The sequence below is a fragment of the Kineococcus rubinsiae genome, from assembly GCF_011839805.1.
In the GTDB taxonomy this organism is placed as follows: domain Bacteria; phylum Actinomycetota; class Actinomycetes; order Actinomycetales; family Kineococcaceae; genus Kineococcus; species Kineococcus rubinsiae.
The window spans coordinates 210602-231564 of the sequence record NZ_VWPY01000002.1; the positions used below are offsets into that span (position 1 = coordinate 210602).

16 protein-coding genes are annotated in these 20963 nt (G+C 74.1%); 12 read left to right on the top strand and 4 right to left on the bottom strand.

Features of this window, described 5'->3' with window-relative positions:
• Positions 1 to 69 precede the first annotated feature (69 nt).
• Both coaE and uvrB read left to right on the top strand, forming a co-directional pair.
• The gene (gene coaE, locus F1544_RS02860) at positions 70 to 1254 is read left to right on the top strand and encodes a dephospho-CoA kinase (RefSeq protein ID WP_167581858.1); all 1185 of its coding nucleotides are present in this window, start codon (positions 70 to 72) and stop codon (positions 1252 to 1254) included.
• Between the two features lie 123 nt (positions 1255 to 1377).
• Complete coding sequence (gene uvrB, locus F1544_RS02865; RefSeq protein WP_167581860.1) at positions 1378 to 3507, top strand: excinuclease ABC subunit UvrB; 2130 nt, start codon at positions 1378 to 1380, stop codon at positions 3505 to 3507.
• A 12-nt stretch (positions 3508 to 3519) separates the two neighbouring features.
• On the opposite strand, the gene F1544_RS02870 is transcribed toward uvrB, so the two are convergent.
• A complete protein-coding gene (locus F1544_RS02870) occupies positions 3520 to 4056 on the bottom strand; it encodes a MarR family winged helix-turn-helix transcriptional regulator (RefSeq protein WP_167581862.1) in 537 nt (178 codons plus the stop codon).
• 207 nt (positions 4057 to 4263) lie between these two features.
• Between F1544_RS02870 and uvrA the strand changes: the two genes are divergently transcribed.
• From uvrA to F1544_RS02920, 10 genes are all read left to right on the top strand, one after another.
• Positions 4264 to 7149: an excinuclease ABC subunit UvrA gene (uvrA, locus tag F1544_RS02875; RefSeq protein ID WP_167581969.1), complete on the top strand. Its 2886-nt coding sequence runs from the start codon at positions 4264 to 4266 to the stop codon at positions 7147 to 7149.
• Between the two features lie 193 nt (positions 7150 to 7342).
• Positions 7343 to 9490, top strand: a complete 2148-nt coding sequence (gene uvrC / locus F1544_RS02880) for an excinuclease ABC subunit UvrC (RefSeq protein WP_167581864.1) — start codon at positions 7343 to 7345, stop codon at positions 9488 to 9490.
• A 63-nt stretch (positions 9491 to 9553) separates the two neighbouring features.
• Positions 9554 to 10618: an RNase adapter RapZ gene (gene rapZ, locus F1544_RS02885; protein ID WP_373368050.1), complete on the top strand. Its 1065-nt coding sequence runs from the start codon at positions 9554 to 9556 to the stop codon at positions 10616 to 10618.
• 38 nt (positions 10619 to 10656) lie between these two features.
• The gene (locus F1544_RS02890) at positions 10657 to 11670 is read left to right on the top strand and encodes a gluconeogenesis factor YvcK family protein (protein WP_308469848.1); all 1014 of its coding nucleotides are present in this window, start codon (positions 10657 to 10659) and stop codon (positions 11668 to 11670) included.
• Positions 11671 to 11790: 120 nt separating this feature from the next.
• Complete coding sequence (gene whiA / locus F1544_RS02895; protein ID WP_167581868.1) at positions 11791 to 12771, top strand: DNA-binding protein WhiA; 981 nt, start codon at positions 11791 to 11793, stop codon at positions 12769 to 12771.
• Positions 12772 to 13000: 229 nt separating this feature from the next.
• Positions 13001 to 14005: a type I glyceraldehyde-3-phosphate dehydrogenase gene (gap, locus tag F1544_RS02900; RefSeq protein ID WP_167581870.1), complete on the top strand. Its 1005-nt coding sequence runs from the start codon at positions 13001 to 13003 to the stop codon at positions 14003 to 14005.
• A 153-nt stretch (positions 14006 to 14158) separates the two neighbouring features.
• The gene (locus F1544_RS02905) at positions 14159 to 15388 is read left to right on the top strand and encodes a phosphoglycerate kinase (protein WP_167581872.1); all 1230 of its coding nucleotides are present in this window, start codon (positions 14159 to 14161) and stop codon (positions 15386 to 15388) included.
• A 69-nt stretch (positions 15389 to 15457) separates the two neighbouring features.
• Positions 15458 to 16249 carry a triose-phosphate isomerase gene (gene tpiA, locus F1544_RS02910; RefSeq protein WP_167581874.1) on the top strand — a complete coding sequence of 264 codons (792 nt, stop codon included), beginning with the start codon at positions 15458 to 15460 and terminating at the stop codon, positions 16247 to 16249.
• Positions 16250 to 16365: 116 nt separating this feature from the next.
• The gene (secG, locus tag F1544_RS02915) at positions 16366 to 16617 is read left to right on the top strand and encodes a preprotein translocase subunit SecG (RefSeq protein WP_167581876.1); all 252 of its coding nucleotides are present in this window, start codon (positions 16366 to 16368) and stop codon (positions 16615 to 16617) included.
• A 36-nt stretch (positions 16618 to 16653) separates the two neighbouring features.
• On the top strand, positions 16654 to 17004 hold the full coding sequence (locus tag F1544_RS02920; protein WP_167581878.1) for an RNA polymerase-binding protein RbpA: 351 nt from the start codon (positions 16654 to 16656) through the stop codon (positions 17002 to 17004).
• Positions 17005 to 17113: 109 nt separating this feature from the next.
• Here F1544_RS02920 and pgl read toward each other — a convergent pair whose 3' ends face one another.
• From pgl to zwf, 3 genes are read right to left on the bottom strand one after another with little or no spacing between them, the layout of a single operon-like run.
• Entirely contained in the window at positions 17114 to 17860 is a 747-nt protein-coding gene (gene pgl / locus F1544_RS02925) for a 6-phosphogluconolactonase (protein ID WP_167581880.1), read from the bottom strand.
• Positions 17857 to 19308, bottom strand: coding sequence for a glucose-6-phosphate dehydrogenase assembly protein OpcA (gene opcA / locus F1544_RS02930; RefSeq protein ID WP_167581882.1), 1452 nt, complete (start codon positions 19306 to 19308; stop codon positions 17857 to 17859). The genes pgl and opcA overlap by 4 nt, the downstream gene beginning before the upstream one ends.
• Positions 19309 to 19345: 37 nt before the next feature.
• Positions 19346 to 20887 carry a glucose-6-phosphate dehydrogenase gene (gene zwf, locus F1544_RS02935; RefSeq protein WP_167581884.1) on the bottom strand — a complete coding sequence of 514 codons (1542 nt, stop codon included), beginning with the start codon at positions 20885 to 20887 and terminating at the stop codon, positions 19346 to 19348.
• Between the last annotated feature and the right edge of the window lie 76 nt (positions 20888 to 20963).

The following is a 20963-nucleotide window of genomic DNA, read 5'->3' on the forward strand; positions in this document are numbered from 1 at the left end:
TGACGTGCGTCCGGCCCGTCTCGTCTCCGGCCTGCTGCGTCGCCGGTGGGGCGCACTACGGTGGTCGGCGTGCTGCGCGTGGGACTGACCGGGGGCATCGGGGCGGGCAAGTCGACCGTCGCGCGGCGCCTCGCCGAGCTGGGTGCGGTCGTCGTCGACGCGGACCTCGCGGCCCGCGAGGTCGTCGAGCCGGGCACGCCCGGGCTGGCGGCGGTCGTGGAGCGCTTCGGCGCCGGCGTGCTGACCCCCGAGGGCCGCCTCGACCGGCCGGCGCTGGGCCGCGTCGTGTTCGCCGACGCCGAGGCGCGGGCGGATCTCAACGCGATCGTGCACCCCCTCGTCGCGGCGCGCCGGGCCGAGCTGGCCGCCGCCGCCCCGGCCGGGGCCGTCGTGGTCGAGGACGTGCCCCTGCTCGTGGAGACGGGGCTCACCCCGGCGTTCCCGCTCGTCGTCGTGGTGCACGCCGACGTCGCCGAGCGCGAGCGGCGCCTGGTGACCGAGCGGGGCATGACCCCGGCCGACGCCCGCGCCCGGATCGCCGCCCAGGCCGGTGACGACGAGCGCCGCGCCGCCGCCGACGTGTGGCTGGACAACCCGCGCCGCGACGGCGGGCCCGACCCGCTGCCCGCGCTCGTCGAGGCGCTCTGGCACGAGCGCCTCGTCCCGTACGCCCGGCACCTGCGGGCGGGGGAGCGGGCGCCGCGCGCGGCGCAGGCCGTCCTCGTCGCCCCGGACCCGGCGTGGCCCGCCGAGGCCGCGCGGGCCGTCGCCCGGGTGCGCCACGTCGCGAGGGACCGGGCCCTGTCGGTCGAGCACACCGGGTCCACCGCGGTGCCCGGGCTGCTCGCCAAGGACGTCCTCGACCTGCAGGTGGTCACGGCCGACCTCGCCACCGCGGGGGAGGTCGCCGACGACCTCCTGGCCGCGGGGCTCGTGCGCTCAGGGGGCCGCTGGTACGACCGGACGCCGGGCGGGACGACCGTCGACAAGGCGTTCGCCGCCAACGCCGACCCCGGCCGCGCGGTCAACTGCCACGTGCGCCCGGCGACGTCCCCGGTGTGGCGCCACGTCCTGCTCTTCCGCGACCGGCTGCGCGCCGACGCGGGAGACCGCGAGGCCTACGCCGCCCTGAAGCAGCGCCTCGCCGCCGCCCCGCACGCGGACGTCGACGCCTATGCGGAGGGCAAGTCGGACTTCGTCGACGCGGTCCTCGAGCGCGCCGCGGCCACGCTGCCCCCGCCGCAGCTGCCCTAGGCGCCCCGGCGACGGCGCCGGACGGGCCCGTCCCGGGCCGGGGCCGAGGTCGCCGCGCCGGGCCCCGTTCGCCGGCAGCGAGCGCGCGGGGGTCGTGTCGGAGGCTCGTCCTACTCTGAGGACATGCGTCCGACGACAGACATCCAGCGGCGAGTGGCGCCCTTCGAGGTGATCTCGGAGTTCTCCCCGTCCGGCGACCAGCCGACGGCGATCGCGGACCTCACCCGCCGGATCAACGGGGGCGAGAAGGACGTCGTGCTCCTGGGCGCGACGGGCACCGGCAAGTCGGCGACCACGGCCTGGCTCATCGAGCAGGTGCAGCGGCCCACCCTGGTGATGGCGCCCAACAAGACGCTCGCGGCGCAGCTCGCCAACGAGTTCCGCGAGCTGCTGCCGAACAACGCCGTCGAGTACTTCGTGTCGTACTACGACTACTACCAGCCCGAGGCGTACGTCCCGCAGTCGGACACCTACATCGAGAAGGACTCCTCGATCAACGAGGAGGTCGAGCGGCTGCGGCACTCGGCGACCAACTCGCTGCTGACGCGCCGCGACGTGGTCGTGGTGGCCACGGTGTCCTGCATCTACGGCCTGGGCACGCCGCAGGAGTACGTCGACCGCATGGTCAACCTCAAGGTCGGCGAGACGATGGACCGCGACGACCTCCTGCGCCACTTCGTCGGCATGCAGTACACGCGCAACGACCTGGCCTTCACGCGCGGCACCTTCCGCGTGCGGGGGGACACGGTCGAGATCATCCCCATGTACGAGGAGCACGCGATCCGCATCGAGTTCTTCGGTGACGAGATCGACAAGCTCTACACGCTCAACCCGCTGACGGGCGAGGTGCTGCGCGACGAGGAGCTCGTCTACGTCTTCCCCGCCTCGCACTACGTCGCGGGCCCCGAGCGCCTCGAGCGCGCCATCGGCACCATCGAGGCCGAGCTCGCCGAGCGCCTGGCCGAGCTGGAGCAGCAGAACAAGCTCCTCGAGGCGCAGCGGCTGCGCATGCGGACCACGTACGACATCGAGATGCTGCGCCAGGTCGGCACCTGCTCCGGCGTGGAGAACTACTCCCGGCACATGGACGGCCGCGAGCCCGGCTCCGCGTCGAACACGCTGCTCGACTACTTCCCCGAGGACTTCCTGCTCGTCATCGACGAGTCGCACGTGAGCGTCCCGCAGATCGGCGGCATGTACGAGGGCGACGCCTCCCGCAAGCGCACCCTCGTCGACCACGGCTTCCGCCTGCCCAGCGCCATGGACAACCGGCCGCTGCGCTGGGAGGAGTTCCTCGAGCGCACCGGGCAGACGGTGTTCCTGTCCGCGACCCCCGGCAAGTACGAGCTGTCGCGCGGCAAGGGCGTGGTCGAGCAGATCATCCGCCCGACGGGCCTCATCGACCCGGAGGTCGTCGTCAAGCCGACCAAGGGCCAGATCGACGACCTGCTGCACGAGATCCGCGAGCGCACGGCCAAGGACGAGCGCGTGCTGGTCACGACGCTGACCAAGAAGATGTCCGAGGACCTGACCGACTACTTCCTCGACCAGGGCGTGCGGGTGCGCTACCTGCACTCCGAGGTCGACACCCTGCGCCGCGTCGAGCTGCTGCGCGAGCTGCGCCAGGGCGCCTACGACGTCCTCGTCGGCATCAACCTGCTGCGCGAGGGCCTCGACCTGCCCGAGGTGTCGCTCGTCGCGATCCTCGACGCCGACAAGGAGGGCTTCCTCCGCTCGGCGACCTCGCTGATCCAGACCATCGGCCGCGCGGCCCGCAACGTCTCGGGCGAGGTCCACATGTACGCCGACAAGATCACCCCGTCGATGGAGCAGGCCATCGAGGAGACGAACCGGCGCCGCGAGAAGCAGGTGGCCTACAACAAGTCCAAGGGCGTCGACCCGATGCCGCTGCGCAAGAAGATCGCCGACATCACCGACCTCATCGCCAAGGAGGACGCCGACACGGCGACCCTGCTCGGCGGGGGCGGCCGCCAGCAGTCGCGCGGCAAGGCGCCCGTGCCGGCGCTCGGCTCCAAGGCGCGCGGCACCGGCAAGAACATCGGCCGCGAGGTGGGGCCCGAGCCCCGCGAGTCGATGCCGCAGGCCGACCTGGCCGACCTCATCCAGCAGCTGACCGACCAGATGCACGGCGCCGCGGCCGAGCTGCAGTTCGAGCTCGCCGGGCGGCTGCGCGACGAGATCGGCGACCTCAAGAAGGAGCTGCGGGGGATGCGGGCGGCGCAGGGCGCCTGAGCCGCCGGCTGTTCAGGCGGTGCCGGCGGGCGGCGGCACGGGGGAGACGGCCCCCGTCGCGGTGAGGTGGGCCAGCAGCGTCTGCGAGATCTTGCCCAGCTGCTCGACCTGCTCGGCGTCCAGGACGTCGAAGAGGTTGCTGCGCACCGTCTCCACGTGACCCGGGGCGGCCTGGTCGAGCGCGGTGAAGCCCGCGTCGGTGAGCACGGCGAGGTAGCCCCGGCCGTCGGTCTCGCAGGCCTCGCGGCGGATCCACCCGCGCTCCTCCAGGCGGGCCACGGCGTGCGAGACCCGGCTGCGCGAGGACAGCGAGGAGTCGGCCAGCTGGCTCATCCGCAGGGAGCGCCCCGGCGACTCCGACAGCCGCACGAGCATCTCGTAGTAGGTGTGGGCGATGCCGGACTCGTGCTGGAGCTGGCGGTCGATGCGGTCGGTGAGCAGCTGGGTCGCGGACAGGTACGCGCGCCAGGTCACCTGCTCCTCGGCGTCCAGCCAGCGGGTGCCGCCGTCGGCGGGGGAGTCGGTCGGGGCACCAGCGGCGGGAGGCATGCGCCCAAGGTACGCGTTCGTCTCAACCACTTCCAGGGGGCGAGGGCCGTCGGGGTGCTGCACGTCACGTGGTCGCGGTCACCGCCGGAGCTCGCGACGGCGGGCCGTGTCGGAGGGGGAGCCTAGGGTTGGGGGGTGGCCTCTCGTACCCCCTCCAGCAGCACCGCGCGGCGCGTCCCGTCCGTCCCCTCGCCGGTCCGCCGCACCGTGGCCGCCCCCACGGACCGCCTCGTCGTCCGGGGTGCCCGCGAGCACAACCTGAAGAACGTCTCGGTCGACCTGCCCCGCGACAGCCTCGTCGTCTTCACGGGCCTGTCGGGGTCGGGGAAGTCCTCGCTCGCCTTCGACACGATCTTCGCGGAGGGCCAGCGCCGCTACGTCGAGTCGCTGTCGGCCTACGCCCGCCAGTTCCTGGGCCAGATGGACAAGCCCGACGTCGACTTCATCGAGGGCCTGTCCCCGGCCGTCTCGATCGACCAGAAGTCGACCTCGCGCAACCCGCGCTCGACGGTCGGCACGATCACCGAGGTCTACGACTACCTGCGCCTGCTCTTCGCGCGCGCCGGCCGCCCGCACTGCCCGGTCTGCGGGGAGCCGGTCGGCAAGCAGACGCCGCAGCAGATCGTGGACCAGCTCATGGAGCTGCCGTCCGGGACCCGCTTCCAGGTCCTGGCGCCCGTGATCCGCGACCGCAAGGGCGAGTACGCCGAGCTCTTCCGCGAGCTGCAGGCCAAGGGCTTCGCCCGCGCCCGCGTCGACGGCGAGGTGGTCACCCTCGAGGAGCCGCCCGCGCTGCAGAAGAAGCTCAAGCACACGATCGAGGTCGTCATCGACCGCCTCGTGGTGAAGGAGGGCGTCAAGCGCCGCCTCACCGACTCCGTGGAGACGGCGCTCGTGCTGTCCGGGGGGCTGCTCGTCGCCGACCTCGTCGACGTCGAGGGCCCGGAGGGGGAGCGGCGCTTCTCCGAGAAGATGGCCTGCCCCAACGAGCACCCGCTCGACCTCGACGAGGTCGAGCCGCGGACCTTCTCGTTCAACTCCCCGTTCGGCGCGTGCCCGGAGTGCTCGGGCATCGGCACCCAGCTCGAGGTCGACCCCGAGCTCGTCGTGCCCGACGAGGACCTGAGCCTGGCCGAGGGGGCCATCGCGCCGTGGACGGCCGGCTCGGCCGACTACTTCCAGCGGCTCATGACGGCGCTCGCGGAGGACCTGTCCTTCTCGATGGACACGCCGTGGCGCGCGCTGCCCAAGCGCGCCAAGGACGCCCTGCTGGGCGGCAAGGACCACAACGTCCACGTGCGCTACCGCAACCGGTGGGGCCGCGAGCGCGCCTACTCCACGGGCTTCGAGGGCGTCGTGCCGTTCATCAAGCGCCGCCACGAGGAGACGGAGTCCGACCTCAGCAAGGAGCGCTACGAGGGGTACATGCGCGAGACGCCGTGCCCCGTCTGCAAGGGCGCGCGCCTCAAGCCGTCCTCGCTGGCCGTGAAGCTGGGCGACCGGTCCATCTCCGAGATCTGCGCCCTGCCCATCGACGAGTGCGCCCGCTTCCTCGACACGCTGCAGCTGTCGGCGCGCGAGAAGAAGATCGCCGCGCAGGTGCTCAAGGAGATCCAGGCCCGCCTGGGCTTCCTCCTCGACGTCGGCCTCGACTACCTGTCGATGGACCGCCCGGCGGGCACCCTGTCCGGCGGCGAGGCGCAGCGCATCCGCCTCGCCACGCAGATCGGCTCCGGCCTCGTCGGCGTCCTCTACGTCCTGGACGAGCCGAGCATCGGCCTGCACCAGCGCGACAACCGCCGGCTCATCGACACGCTCACGCGCCTGCGGGACCTCGGCAACACCCTCATCGTCGTCGAGCACGACGAGGACACGGTCCGCGTGGCCGACTGGATCGTCGACTTCGGCCCCGGCGCCGGCGAGCGCGGCGGCGAGGTCGTGCACTCGGGCGACCTCGAGGGCCTGCTGGCCAACCCGCGCTCGCTGACGGGGCAGTACCTGTCCGGGGCGCGCTCGATCGAGACGCCCGCGCAGCGCCGGCCGGTCGACCCCTCGCGCCAGCTCGTGGTCACGGGCGCCAAGGAGCACAACCTCCACGACGTCGACGTGACGTTCCCGCTCGGCTGCCTCGTCGCGGTGACGGGCGTCTCCGGCTCGGGGAAGTCGACGCTGGTCAACGACATCCTCTACACGGTGCTCGCCAACAAGCTCAACGGCGCCCGCCGGGTCCCCGGCCGGCACAAGTCGGTCAAGGGCCTCGAGCACCTCGACAAGGTCGTCCACGTCGACCAGAGCCCGATCGGGCGGACCCCGCGGAGCAACCCGGCGACCTACACGGGCGTCTTCGACCACGTCCGCAAGCTGTTCGCCTCCGCGCCGGAGTCGAAGCTGCGCGGCTACCAGCCCGGGCGGTTCTCCTTCAACGTCAAGGGCGGGCGCTGCGAGGCGTGCTCGGGCGACGGCACGCTGAAGATCGAGATGAACTTCCTGCCGGACGTCTACGTCCCCTGCGAGGTGTGCCACGGGGCGCGGTACAACCGCGAGACGCTCGAGGTGCACTTCAAGGGCAAGACGATCGCCGAGGTCCTCGACATGCCCATCGAGGAGGCGGCCGACTTCTTCGCGGCGGTCCCCGCGATCTCCCGGTTCATGGCGACGCTGACCGAGGTCGGCCTCGGCTACGTCCGCCTCGGGCAGCCCGCGACCACCCTGTCCGGTGGTGAGGCGCAGCGCGTGAAGCTGGCCTCGGAGCTGCAGCGGCGCTCCAACGGCCGCACGATCTACGTCCTGGACGAGCCGACCACCGGTCTGCACTTCGAGGACATCCGCAAGCTCCTCGGCGTGGTGCAGGGCCTCGTCGACAAGGGCAACAGCGTCCTGGTCATCGAGCACAACCTCGACGTCATCAAGACGGCCGACTGGGTCGTCGACATGGGGCCCGAGGGCGGCGGCGGGGGTGGCCGCGTCGTCGCGACGGGCACGCCCGAGGAGATCGCCGCGCACCCCGGCAGCTACACGGGGCAGTTCCTCGCCGAGCTGCTCGGCACCGGGGCGGAGGGCCGCGGCAGCCGTCGCCGGGCGCGCGCGAGCTGAGCCCGGCCGCGCGGTGAGGTCGTGCACTGGGTGACGTCGCGCTCGCGCTGACGTCGCCTGCACCCACGAGAGCGCCGGCCCGGTCCCCCGCGGGGGACCGGGCCGGCGCTCTCGCGTTCCCGCCCCTGTCCCCGTCGCTCCGTCGGCCGCGGCGGTTCGGTCCGTGTCGGAGGCGCGACATAACCTGGTGCCCGTGCCAGATCCCGCCACCTACCGTCCCAAGCCGGGGGAGATCCCCGTCGAGCCCGGGGTCTACCGCTTCCGGGACCCGCAGGGCCGGGTCATCTACGTCGGCAAGGCCAAGAGCCTGCGGCAGCGCCTGTCGAACTACTTCCAGGACCTGTCCGCGCTGCACCCCCGCACGATGACGATGGTGACCACCGCGGCGAGCGTGGAGTGGACCACGGTGTCCACGGAGGTCGAGGCGCTGCAGCTGGAGTACTCCTGGATCAAGGAGTTCGACCCGCGCTTCAACGTCAAGTACCGCGACGACAAGTCCTACCCCTACCTCGCCGTGACCATGGGCGAGGAGGTGCCCCGCGTGCAGGTCATGCGCGGCGCCAAGCGCAAGGGCACCCGCTACTTCGGGCCGTACACGCACGCCTGGGCGATCCGCGAGACGGTCGACCTGCTGCTGCGGGTCTTCCCCGTCCGCACCTGCTCCGCGGGCGTCTACAAGCGCGCCGGGCAGGTCGGCCGGCCGTGCCTGCTGGGCTACATCGACAAGTGCTCCGCCCCGTGCGTCGGGAAGATCTCCACCGAGGACCACCAGGCCCTCGCGCAGGACTTCTGCGACTTCATGGGCGGCAACACCCAGCGCTACGTGCGCCGCACCGAGCTGGCCATGAAGGAGGCCGCCTCGGAGCTGGACTTCGAGCGGGCCGCCCGGCTGCGCGACGACCTCGGCGCGCTGCAGAAGGCGCTGGAGAAGAGCGCCGTCGTCCTGCCTGACGCGACCGACGCCGACGTGTTCGCCATCGCCGACGACGAGCTCGAGGCGGCCGTGCAGGTGTTCCACGTGCGCGGCGGCCGCGTCCGCGGCCAGCGCGGCTGGGTCGTGGAGAAGGTCGAGGACGTCGGCGCCCCCGAGCTCGTCGAGCAGCTCCTGCTGCAGGTCTACGGCGGGGAGACCGGCGAGAACGTGCCCCGCGAGGTGCTCGTGCCGCACCTGCCCGCGACCGTCGAGGGCGACGTCGAGGACTGGCTCTCGGAGCTGCGCGGCTCCCGCGTCGACCTGCGCGTGCCGCAGCGCGGCGACAAGCGCGCGCTGATGGACACGGTGCACCGCAACGCGACCCAGGCCCTGGCGCTGCACAAAACGCGCCGCGGCGGGGACCTCACGGCCCGCAGCCAGGCGCTGCAGGAGATCCAGGAGGCCCTCGGCCTCGACGAGGCGCCGCTGCGCATCGAGTGCTTCGACGTCTCGCACACGCAGGAGACCAACGTCGTCGCCTCCATGGTCGTCTTCGAGGACGGGCTGCCCAAGAAGGGCGAGTACCGCCGCTTCGCCGTGCGCGGCGACGAGGGCGGTGTGGACGACACCGCCGCGATGCGGGAGGTGCTGCTGCGCCGCTTCCGCCGCATGGGCACCCGGCAGCCCGCCGACGCCCCCGCCGAGGACGCCGTGGCCGACGGCACGGGCGTGGACGCGGCGGTCCTCGAGGCGTCCGGTCCCGGCGGCGGGGCCGCGACCGAACCCGGCGACGGACCCGACGACGTCGTCGCCCACCCGCTGCGGGAGCCGGCGAGCGGCCCCGTGAGCGGGGAGGTGCTGAGCGGCATCGACCCCGACACGGGCCGGCCGCGGCGCTTCGCCTACGCCCCCAACCTCGTCGTCGTCGACGGCGGGCAGCCGCAGGTCGAGGCGGCGGCGCGCGCGCTCGCCGACCTCGGCATCCACGACGTCGCGCTGGCGGGGCTCGCGAAGCGGCTGGAGGAGGTGTGGCTGCCGGGGGAGGCGCACCCCCTCGTCCTGCCGCGCACCAGCCAGGGCCTCTACCTGCTCCAGCGCGTGCGCGACGAGGCCCACCGGTTCGCGATCACCTACCACCGCTCCAAGCGGAGCAAGGCCATGACGACCAGCGCCCTCGACGGGGTGCCGGGGCTCGGGCAGGCGCGGAAGTCCGCGCTGCTCAAGCACTTCGGCTCGGTCAAGAAGCTGCGCGCCGCCTCGGCGGAGGAGGTCGCGGCCGTGCCCGGCATGGGCCCGCGCACCGCGCAGGCCGTCGTGGCGGCGCTCGCGGAGGGCCCCGCGACGCCGGGGGCCGGCCCGGACGGGCGCACGGCCGCGGTCGAGACGGTGCCCGCGGTGAACACCGCCACCGGGGAGCTGCTCGACTGAGGGTGGAGGTCCGGGTGCGCAGCGTCCCGTTCCCGTCCCCGCGGGCGTGTCGCGGCTGGCAGGATGGAACCCGTGGCACAACGACCCGGTGATCCTCGCGGGAACCCCTCCGGCGCAGCGGCCGGGGAACCCCCCGCGAGCGCCGCGACGGCCGAGGACGCCGAGCAGCTCCTCGCCGGCGGGGACGCCGAGCAGCTGCTGACGGGCGGGGACGCCGAACCGGCGCCGGCCGCGGACGCCGGGGACCCCGGGGCGGGCGGGCGCGTGCGCCGCCCCGAGCTGCTGATCATCACCGGCATGTCCGGCGCCGGCCGCTCGACCACGGGCAAGGCGCTGGAGGACCTCGGCTGGTACGTCGTGGACAACCTGCCGCCGCAGATGCTGGAACCCCTGGCCGAGCTCGCGGGCCGCGCGGGGCTGTCGGTGCCGCGCATCGCGGTCGTCGTCGACGTGCGCGGGCGCACGTTCTTCGCCGAGCTCACGGGGGCGCTGAACTCCCTCGACACCCGGCACGTCTCCCCGCGCGTGCTGTTCCTCGACGCCACCGACGAGGTCCTGGTGCGGCGCTTCGAGTCCGTGCGCCGCCCGCACCCCCTGCAGGGCGACGACCGCATCGTCGACGGCATCGCCCGCGAGCGCGCCCTGACCGGCGACCTGCGCTCGCGCGCCGACGTGGTCGTGGACTCCTCGGCGTTCAACGTCCACCAGCTCGGCGCCCTCGTGGCGTCGCTGTTCGAGGCCGAGCGCGCCGAGGACCTGCGCGTCACCGTCATGAGCTTCGGGTTCAAGTACGGCACGCCCGCCGACGCCGAGCACATCGCCGACGTCCGCTTCATCCCCAACCCGCACTGGGAGCCCGACCTGCGCCCGCTGACGGGCAAGGACGAGCCCGTCGCCGACTTCGTGCTCGCGGCCGAGGGGGCCCGGCCCTTCCTGGACCGCTACACCGACGCCCTCGACCCCGTCTTCGCGGGCTACCGCCGCGAGAACAAGCGCTACGCCACCGTCGCCTTCGGCTGCACGGGCGGCAAGCACCGCTCCGTCGCCATGGCCGAGGAGCTCGGCAAGCGCCTCACGCGCGCCGGGGTCCCGGTCCGCGTCCTGCACCGCGACCTGGGGCGGGAGTGACGGCCCGTCCGGGCGCCGCAGGTCTGCCCACCGGTCCCGTGCCCCTCGGGGCGCCGGGCCCGGGGCAGCGCACCGCGCCCTCGGTGGTCGCCCTGGGCGGCGGCCACGGCCTGTCCGCGTCGCTGTCCGCGCTGCGCCACCTGACCGACCGCCTCACGGCCGTGGTCACGGTCGCCGACGACGGCGGGTCCTCGGGACGCCTGCGCCGCGAGCTGGGGGTCCTGCCGCCCGGCGACCTGCGGATGGCCCTGTCGGCCCTGTGCGACGACTCCGAGTGGGGCCGCACCTGGCGCGACGTGCTGCAGCACCGCTTCGCCTCCGAGGGCAGCCTGCACCAGCACGCCACGGGCAACCTGCTCATCGCGACGCTGTGGGACCTGCTCGACGACCCGGTGGCGGGCCTCGACTGGGTGGGCCGGCTGCTCGGCGCGCGCGGGCGGGTCCTGCCGATGGCCGCGGTGCCCCTGGACATCGAGGCCGACGTCCTCGGCCTCGTGCCCGGCGACGACGACGCCCCCACGAGCGTGCGCGGGCAGGTCGCCGTGGCCTCGACCACCGGGCGCGTCACCGCCGTCCGCCTCGTGCCGTCGGACCCGCCCGTGCGCCCCGAGGTCCTCGAGGCCATCGCGGCCGCCGACTGGGTCGTGCTCGGCCCCGGGTCGTGGTTCACGAGCGTCCTGCCGCACCTGCTCGTCCCGGCGCTCGCGGACGCGCTGACCAGCACCGCCGCGCGGCTCTGCGTGACGCTCAACCTGGCCGTGGAGTCGGGGGAGACGGACGGGTTCTCCGCCGAGGCGCACCTGGAGGTGCTGGCCGCGCACGCGCCGTCCCTGCGGGTGGACGCCGTCGTGGCCGACCCCGTCGCGGTCGGCGACCCGCACGCGCTGTCGGAGGCCGCCGCGGACCTGGGGGCCCGGGTGCTGCTGCGGCAGGTGTCCCTGGGCGACGGGACCCCGCGCCACGACGCGCTGCGGCTGGCCGCGGCCTACCGCGACGTGTTCGGCGGCAGCTACGGCGACGTCGACCCGCGCGGCGCGCCGGGCGGGCCGTGACCCAAGATGGACCCACGCGGTGAGACAGGCGCCGCTCCCGGGCAGGTGCACGCGCAGGTGGTGGTTCAGCGAGAGGTACGTCCGGCGGTGCCGGGCGGTCGATGGTCGGAGGAGAAACCCATGGCGATGACGGCGGCGGTCAAGGACGAGCTGAGCCGGCTCCCCGTGACGACGACGGCGGCGCGCAAGGCCGAGGTGTCGGTGATGCTCCGCTTCGCGGGCGGGCTGCACATCGTCTCGGGGCGGATCGTCATCGAGGCGGAGCTGGACTCGGCGTCGATCGCCCGGCGGCTGCGCCGGGACATCGCGGACGTGTTCGGCCACCCCAGCGACCTGCTGGTCGTGCAGGCCGGCGGCTTGCGCCGGGCCACCCGCTACGTGCTGCGCGTGGCGCGCGAGGGGGAGTCGCTGGCCCGCCAGACCGGCCTGCTCGACACCCGCGGTCGCCCGGTGCGCGGCCTGCCCGCGCACATCGTGTCCTCGACGGCGCAGATCGCCGAGGCCGCGTGGCGGGGCGCCTTCCTGGCCCGCGGCTCGCTCACCGAGCCCGGCCGCTCGGCCGCCCTGGAGGTCACCTGCCCCGGCCCCGAGGCGGCGCTCGCCCTCGTGGGCGCGGCGCGCCGCCTGGAGCTGTCGGCCAAGGCCCGTGAGGTCCGCGGCGTCGACCGGGTCGTGCTGCGCGACGGCGACGCGATCAGCGCGCTGCTCACCCGCCTCGGCGCGCACGACGCGATGATGACGTGGGAGGAGCGGCGGATGCGCCGCGAGGTGCGGGCCACCGCCAACCGCCTCGCCAACTTCGACGACGCCAACCTGCGCCGCTCCGCCCGGGCGGCCGTCGCGGCCGGGGCGCGCGTCGAGCGGGCGCTGGAGCTGCTCGGCGACGACGTCCCCGACCACCTGCTGCAGGCCGGTCGCCTGCGCCTGGAGCACAAGCAGGCCAGCCTCGAGGAGCTCGGCGCGCTGGCCGACCCGCCCATGACCAAGGACGCCATCGCCGGCCGCATCCGGCGCCTGCTGGGGATGGCGGACAAGAAGGCGCAGGACCTCGGCCTGCCCGGCACCGAGTCCGGTCTCACGGCCGACATGCTCGACGCCTGAGCGCGGCGGTCGCGGCCCGCGCGCCGCGACCGGCGTGCTCCGCGACCCCCGTGCAGCGCGGGGTGACGCAGGCCATAGGGTCGGCTCCGACGCCGCGAGGCGGGTCCGGCAGCAGCCGTCGCCGAGGCGGCGGCCGCACCGGCCACAGCACGACGCACCAGGACCAGTTCCGCAGAGCACGAGACGCGCACCTGAGCCGCCTCCGGCACGGGTGCAAGGAGGAGAGCGCATGACCGTCCGCGTGGGCATCAACGGCTTCGGCCGCATCGGCCGCAACTTCTTCCGCGCAGCCCTGGCGTCCGGAGCCGACATCGAGGTGGTGGGGGTCAACGACCTCACCGACGCGAAGGCCCTGGCCCACCTGCTCAAGCACGACTCGATCCTCGGCAAGCTCGACCAGGACGTGACGGCCGAGGACGGCGCCATCGTCGTCGGCGGCAAGCGCATCGCCGTGCTCGCCGAGCGCGACCCCGCGAAGCTCACCTGGGGCGAGCTGGGCGCCGACGTGGTCGTGGAGTCCACGGGCTTCTTCACCGACGCCACCAAGGCCAAGGCGCACCTCGACGCCGGCGCCAAGAAGGTCGTCATCTCCGCGCCCGCCACCAACGACGACGTGACCGTCGTCCTGGGGGCCAACGAGGGCGACTACGACGCGGCGACGCACCACGTCATCTCCAACGCGTCGTGCACGACCAACTGCCTCGCGCCGCTGGCGAAGGTGCTCGACGACTCCTTCGGGATCGTCAAGGGCCTCATGACGACGATCCACGCGTACACGGCCGACCAGAACCTGCAGGACGGCCCGCACAAGGACCTGCGTCGCGCCCGCGCCGCGGCCCTGAACATCGTCCCGACGAGCACGGGCGCCGCGAAGGCGATCGGGCTGGTCCTGCCGGGCCTGAAGGGCAAGCTCGACGGCTACGCGCTGCGCGTGCCCGTGCCCACCGGCTCCGCCACGGACCTCACCGTCGAGCTGTCGCGCGAGGTGACGCTCGAGGAGGTCAACGCCGCCTACAAGGCCGCGGCCGACGGCCCCCTCAAGGGCTACCTCGTGTACTCCGACGAGCCCCTGGTCTCCACGGACATCCAGGGCGACCCGGCGTCGTGCATCTACGACTCGGGCCTGACCAAGGTCAACGGCACCCAGGTCAAGGTCGTCGGCTGGTACGACAACGAGTGGGGCTACTCCAACCGCCTCGTCGACCTCGTCGCGATGGTCGGCAGCTCGCTCTGAGCTGAGCACCGCCGTCCCGGGCCCGGGGAGGCCGCACCCTGCGTGCGGGCTCCCCGGGCCTCGCGACGACCGGACCACCCCCGCCGCGCCCAGAAGCGCTGCCCCCCCGCACCGCCGCGTCCCGCACCGCCGCGTCCCGCACCGAGGAGCCCCGTGAAGACGATCGACGACCTGGAAGCCGAGCTCGGGGGGCTGCGCGGTCGCCGCGTGCTCGTCCGCAGCGACCTCAACGTGCCGCTGGACCACTCCGGTGCGACGCCGCGGATCACCGACGACGGCCGCGTGCGCGCCTCGGTGCCGACGCTGCGCCGCCTGCTGGACGCGGGCGCCCGCGTCGTCGTCGTCGCCCACCTGGGCCGCCCGAAGGGCGTCCCGGAGGCGAAGTACTCCCTCGCCCCCGTGCACGCGCGCCTCGCGGAGCTGCTCGCGCCGTCCGCGGTCGCCTTCTGCCCCGAGACGGTGGGCCCCCGGGCCGCGCAGGCCGTGGCCGACCTCGCCGACGGCGAGCTCGTGCTGCTGGAGAACCTCCGCTTCGCGGCGGGGGAGACGAGCAAGGACGACGCCGAGCGCGGCGCCTTCGCCGACGAGCTGGCCGCCTTGGCCGACGCCTACGTCTCCGACGGCTTCGGGGCCGTGCACCGCCGTCACGCCAGCGTCTACGACGTCGCCACGCGCCTGCCGCACGCCGCCGGCGGCCTCGTCGCGACCGAGGTCGAGGTGCTGCGCCGCCTCACCACGTCGCCCGAGCGCCCCTACGCGGTCGTCCTGGGCGGCTCGAAGGTCTCCGACAAGCTCGGCGTCATCGACAACCTCCTGGGCTCGCTGCTCACGCGCGGTGACCGCCTGCTCGTGGGCGGCGGGATGGTCTTCACCTTCCTCGCGGCCGAGGGGCACGAGGTCGGCCGCAGCCTGCTCGAGGCCGACCAGCTGGACCGCGTGCGCGGCTACATCGAGGCCGCCGCCGCCAAGGGCGTCGAGCTGGTCCTGCCCACCGACGTCGTGGCCGCCACCGAGTTCTCCGCGGACGCCGACCACGACGTCGTCGCGGCCGACGCGATCCCCGCCGACCGCCTGGGCCTCGACATCGGGCCCGCCTCCTCCGCCGCCTTCGCGGCGGCCCTGGCCGACGCGCGCACGGTGTTCTGGAACGGGCCCATGGGCGTGTTCGAGATGGAGCCCTACAGCCACGGCACCCGCGCCGTCGCGCAGGCCCTCGTCGACGGCGGCTCGTTCAGCGTGGTCGGCGGCGGGGACTCCGCCGCGGCCGTGCGCACGCTCGGCTTCACCGACGAGCAGTTCGGCCACATCTCCACGGGCGGCGGCGCGAGCCTCGAGTTCCTCGAGGGCCGGCAGCTGCCGGGCCTCGACGTCCTCGAGAGCTGACCGCCCCGCCCGCACCACCGCACGACCGCCCGACCCCGTGACGACGCCGCCGCGACCCTGAGGACTCCCATGAGCACCCCCCGCACCCCGCTGATCGCCGGCAACTGGAAGATGGTCCTGGACCACCAGCAGGGCACTCTGCTCGTCCAGAAGCTCGACTGGACGCTCAAGGACGCCAAGCACGACTACTCGGCCGTCGAGGTCGTCGTCCTGCCCTCGCACACGAGCCTGCGCACGGTGCAGACGCTCATCGAGGGCGACAAGCTCTCGATCGTCCTCGGCGCGCAGGACGTCTCCGCGCACGACGCGGGCGCCTACACGGGCGAGGTGTCCGGCCCGCAGCTCGCGAAGCTGGGCGTGCGCTACGTGGCCGTCGGGCACTCCGAGCGCCGCCAGTACCACGGCGAGGACGACACCCTCGTGGCCGCGAAGACGGCCGCCGCGCTCAAGCACGGGCTCGTGCCGATCGTGTGCGTCGGCGAGGCGCTGGAGGTCCGCCGCGCGGGGCAGCACGTGGAGTTCACCGTCGCCCAGGTCGAGTCCGCGCTCGCCGGGCTCAGCCCCGAGCAGGTCGCCGGCCTGGTCCTCGCCTACGAGCCCGTGTGGGCCATCGGCACGGGCGAGGTCGCGACCCCCGAGGACGCGCAGGAGGTCTGCGCCGCCCTGCGCGGCGCGGTGGGCCGGGTCTTCGGCGCGGACGCGGCCGCCGCGGTGCGCGTGCTCTACGGCGGCTCGGTCAAGCCCGCCAGCATCGCCTCGATCATGGCCCAGCCCGACGTCGACGGGGCCCTCGTGGGCGGGGCGAGCACGGACGCGGTCGACTTCGCCAGCATCGTGCGCTTCCGCGACCACCCCGCGTGACCTGACCCCGCCGCCGGACGCGGCGGGGCCCGTCCCCGCCCCCGGATGGCTTACTCTGTGTACGCCCTGGCCCGGCCGCGTCCCCCGTGGGACCGGCCCCGACGAGAAGGATCCGCGTGTCTGTTCTGCGCATCGTGCTGCAGGTGCTGCTCGCCATCTCGAGCCTGTTCCTGACGCTGCTGATCCTCCTGCACAAGGGCAAGGGCGGCGGTCTGTCGGACATGTTCGGCGGCGGCGTGACGACGAGCCTGTCCGGGTCGAGCATGGCGGAGCGGAACCTCAACCGCTTCACGGTGGGCATCGCCCTCGTGTGGACGGTCTGCATCGTGCTGCTGGGCCTGGTAGAGCGCTTCACCAACGAGTTCTGAGCTTCTCAGACACGACGGACGAGGGGAGATCAACTCGTGGCAGGTGGCAACGCCATCCGGGGTAGCAGGGTCGGCGCCGGCCCGATGGGAGAGGCGGAACGAGGGGACACCGCGCCCCGCATCCGCATCTCCTACTGGTGCGCCAACGGGCACGAGACGCGGCCCAGCTTCTCCGAGGAGTCCGGGGTCGAGCCGCCCGAGACCTGGGACTGCCCGCGCTGCGGGTTCCCGGCGGGCACGGACCGGGCGAACCCCCCGGCGCCGCTGAAGAACGAGCCGTACAAGACGCACCTCGCGTACGTGAAGGAGCGCCGCAGCGACGCCGACGGCGAGGCCATCCTCAACGAGGCCCTCGAGGGCCTGCGCAAGCGCGGCCTCATCCGCTGACCCGGCCCACCCGCTGACGCCGGAAGCCGGCGAGCACGCACGACGAAGGCCCCCGACCTGCAGGTCGGGGGCCTTCGTCGTGTCCGCGCGCGTGCGCGGACGGCTCGGCTCAGAGGTCGCCCGCCGCGGCGGCGTCCACGAGCCAGAGGGTCGTCTCCGTGCCGTGCGCGCCCGCCGCCGGGGTTTCGGCCACGTCCCCGCCGGCGACCCCGCGGGCCACGGCGGCGGCCTTCTCCGCCCCGGCCGCGACGAGCCACACGGCGCGGGCCCGCGCGAGGGCCCCGAAGCTGAACGACAGCCGCACGGGCGGCGGCTTGGGCGACTCGCGGACCCCGATGACGCTGGAGTCGTCGCGGGCCAGCCCCGGGTGCTGCGGGAACAGCGAGGCGACGTGCCCGTCCGGGCCCATGCCCAGCAGCAGCACGTCGAAGGCGGGCACCTCGGCGCCGTCCGCGGCGGCCGCGAGCGCGGCGGCGTAGCGGGCGGCGGCCGCGTCCGGGTCGTCGCCGTCCGGACCGTCGGAGGCCGGCGGGACGTGGACGAGCGCCCGGTCCAGGGGCAGGTGGCGCAGCAGCGCCTCCTCGGCCTGGGTGGCGTTGCGCTCGGGGTCGCCCGCGGGCAGGAACCGCTCGTCGCTCCACCACACGTGCACGCGCGACCAGTCGACGCTGTCGCGGGCGGGGGAGTCTGCGACCGCCGCGAGCGCCTTGGTTCCGATCGTCCCGCCCGTCAGGGACACGTGCGCCACGCCCCGCAGCGCCTGCGCGTCGGCGAGGGCGGCCAGCAGCCGCCCCGCGACCGCGTGCGCCAGGACGTCGGGCGTCGGGTGCACGACCACCAGCGCCGAGCCGCTCACGCGCTCGCCCCCTTCGCCGCGCCGGCCCCGCGCGCGGTGCTCCTGCGCGGAGCGGTCCCCGTGGCGGCGGTCTTCGTGGCGGTGGCCGTCTTCGCCGTCGCCTTCTTCGCCGTGGCCCTCTTCGTGGTCCCCGCGGCCGGCGGCGCGTCCTGCGGGGCGGGGGCCTCCGTCGTCAGAGGTCCGGGCGTGGACGCGGAGGCTGCCTTCTTCCCCGCAGCCCTCTTCGCGGCGGTCCTCGCGGCCGGCGCCGCCCTCGCCGCGGACGCCTCCTTCGCGGCGGCCCCCGCCCGGGCGCGGCGGACGGCCTGCGTGCCCTGGTCCTGCGGCGGGTTGCCGTCGGGCGCGTTGGCCGCGACGGCGTTGTTCGGCACCGCGGAGGAGCGCGAGTGCTGCTCGGCGTCCACGGGCTGGGCCCGCTTCATGGCGCGCGAGATGCGCGAGGACTCCTTCTGCGCCGCGGCCTGGCTGCGGGCGGCGTCGGCGGGCGGGGAGATGCGCCCCTGCGCCTGCGCCTGGGCGACGGACATGGTCCGGCCCCCCACGGCGGGCAGCCCGTGCACCAGCGTCTCGCCGTAGACCTCGTCCGGGTCGAGCCGGCGCAGCTCCTCGGTGAGGCAGTCCTTGACGGGACGGCGGGCCAGCGCGATGCGCCGCTCCGGCTGGCCCGGCTGGGTCAGCGTCGCGACCGTCTGGTCGGGGCGGATGAGCTCCACCGCACCGGACTTGCGGTCCAGGCGGACGGACTGCACGCCCGTGCCCTTCTTCGTGCGGGCCCGCACCACCGGGGCCTTGAGCTTCACGGCCAGCCACGCCGCGAGCAGCTCCGTGCTGGGGCTGTCGGGCGCCCCCGCGACCGTCACCTGGGTGACGGGCTCGTAGGGCGGCTGGTCCAGGGCAGCCGCGAGCAGGGCGCGCCAGTTCGTCAGGCGCGTCCAGGCCAGGTCGGTGTCGCCCGCGCGGTAGTGCGCCCGCCGGTGCTCCAGCGACCGCGCCGGGTTCGACGTCTCCGCCGAGTCGGTGATGCGGCGCTGCGCGATGGCCCCGATGGGGTCGCTCTGCAGGTCCTCGGGCGCCGCGCCGACCCACCACGCGACGATCGGCGCGTCCGAGAGCAGCAGCGGCACGACGGTGGTCTCGCCGTGGTCGACGAGCGGCCCGTACAGGCGCAGCACGACGACCTCGCTCGCGCCGGCGTCGCCGCCGACGCGGATCTGCGCGTCGAGGCGCGCCGCGCCCCGGCGGTTGCCGCGGGCCAGGACGAGCACGCGGCACGGGTGCTCGCGGCTGGCCTCGTTGGCGGCCTCGATCGCGTCCTCGGCGTGGGCGTCGTCGGTGACGACGCACAGCGTGAGGACCCGGCCGAGGGCGACCGCGCCGCCGGAGTCGCGGAGGTCGACGAGGGCCTTGTTGACGGCGCTCGTCGACGTGCTGGGCAGGTCGATGATCATGAGGTCTGCTCCCGGCTGGAGGTCGGTGCGGCGGTGCTCACGGGCGCCGCCAGGTGCGGCCCGTGCGCGCCAGCATGTCGGTGGCCGACTGCGGCCCCCAGGTGCCGGAGGCGTAGGGCTGCGGCTTGCCGTTCTTCGCCCAGTAGGAGGTGATCGGGTCGAGGATCTTCCACGACAGCTCGACCTCCTCGTGGCGCGGGAACAGCGGCGGGTCACCCAGCAGGACGTCGAGGATCAGGCGCTCGTAGGCCTCGGGGCTGGACTCGGTGAAGGCGTGGCCGTAGCCGAAGTCCATGGTCACGTCGCGCACCTCCATCGCGGTGCCCGGGACCTTGGAGCCGAAGCGCATGGTGATGCCCTCGTCGGGCTGCACGCGGATGACCAGGGCGTTCTCGCCGAGCTCCTCCGTCGCGGTCCGCTCGAACGGCAGGTGCGGGGCGCGCTTGAACACGACGGCGATCTCGGTGACGCGCCGGCCGAGGCGCTTGCCGGCCCGCAGGTAGAACGGGACCCCGGCCCAGCGGCGGGTGTCGACCTCGAGTTCGATGGCGGCGAAGGTCTCCGTCGTGGAGCTCGCGGGGATCCCGTCCTCGTCCAGGTAGCCCTTGACCAGGTCCGAGCCCTGCCAGCCGGCGGCGTACTGCCCGCGCGCGGTGGACTTCGACAGGTCCTTGGGCAGCCGCACGGCGGAGAGGACCTTGGCCTTCTCGGCGCGCAGGTCGGTCGCGTCGAAGGAGACGGGCTCCTCCATCGCCGTCAGCGCCATGAGCTGCAGCAGGTGGTTCTGGATGACGTCGCGGGCGGCGCCGATCCCGTCGTAGTAGCCCGCGCGACCGCCGATGCCGATGTCCTCGGCCATGGTGATCTGCACGTGGTCGACGTGGTTGGCGTTCCACAGCGGCTCGAACATCTGGTTCGCGAAGCGCAGCGCCAGGATGTTCTGGACCGTCTCCTTGCCCAGGTAGTGGTCGATGCGGAACACCGAGTCGGCGGGGAAGACGTCCTCGACGACAGCGTTCAGCTCGCGCGCGCTCTTGAGGTCGCGGCCGAACGGCTTCTCGATGACCACGCGGCGCCACTGGTCGCCGTGCTGCGCGCTGAGACCGCTGCGCGCCAGCTGCTTGGCCACCACGGGGAAGAACTTCGGCGGGATCGACATGTAGAACGCGTGGTTGCCGCCGGTGCCGCGCACGCGGTCCAGGTCGGCGACCGTGGTCGCGAGCTGGTCGAACGCGTCGTCGTCGTCGAAGTCGCCCGGCACGAAGCGGAAGCCCTCGGCCAGCTGCGCCCAGACGGACTCGCGGAACGGGGTGCGGGCGTGCTGGCGCACCGAGTCGTAGACGATCTTGCCGAAGTCCTGGTCGACCCAGTCGCGGCGGGCGAAGCCCGTCAGCGCGAACCCCGGCGGCAGCAGGCCGCGGTTGGACAGGTCGTAGATGGCCGGCATCAGCTTCTTGCGCGCCAGGTCACCGGTGACCCCGAACATCACCATGCCGCAGGGGCCGGCGATGCGGGGAAGGCGGCGGTCGCGGGGGTCGCGGAGCGGGTTCTCCCCGGCCACGACGCGGGCGGGGCTCATGCGCGTCCTCCTGTGCGTCGGCGGGAGGTCCGCACGGCGGCCTCCCCGTGCTGTGCGGGTGCGTGCTGTCGTGGTG